General features: G+C 71.9%; 1 pseudogene. It reads right to left on the reverse strand.

Going from position 1 to position 331, the window contains the following annotated elements:
- Positions 1 to 331, reverse strand: a pseudogene (gene pntA / locus WG923_RS30380) (Re/Si-specific NAD(P)(+) transhydrogenase subunit alpha); the annotation flags it as partial.

Here is a 331-nt window from a genome sequence, read left to right on the forward strand (position 1 = left end):
GTCGACCTTGACGAATTCGCCGCCCAGGGAGACGACCTGGTCGGCCACCTCGGCGCGGGTGTCGTTGGCGCGCACGATGGCGCCCAGGTTGGCGGCCGTGCCGATCGCGGCGAGGCCGGCGACGCCGGCACCGGCGATGAACACCTTGGCCGGCGGGATCTTGCCCGCGGCCGTCACCTGGCCGTTGAAGAAGCGGCCGAAGGCATTGGCTGCCTCGATCACCGCGCGGTAGCCGCTGATGCCCGCCATGGAGGTCAGCGCGTCCATCTTCTGGGCCCGCGAGAGCTGGCGCGGCAGCGAGTCGATGGCCAGCACCGTGGCCTTGCGCGCT

Source organism: Ramlibacter sp. AN1133, from assembly GCF_037890035.1.
Lineage (GTDB): Bacteria > Pseudomonadota > Gammaproteobacteria > Burkholderiales > Burkholderiaceae_C > Ramlibacter.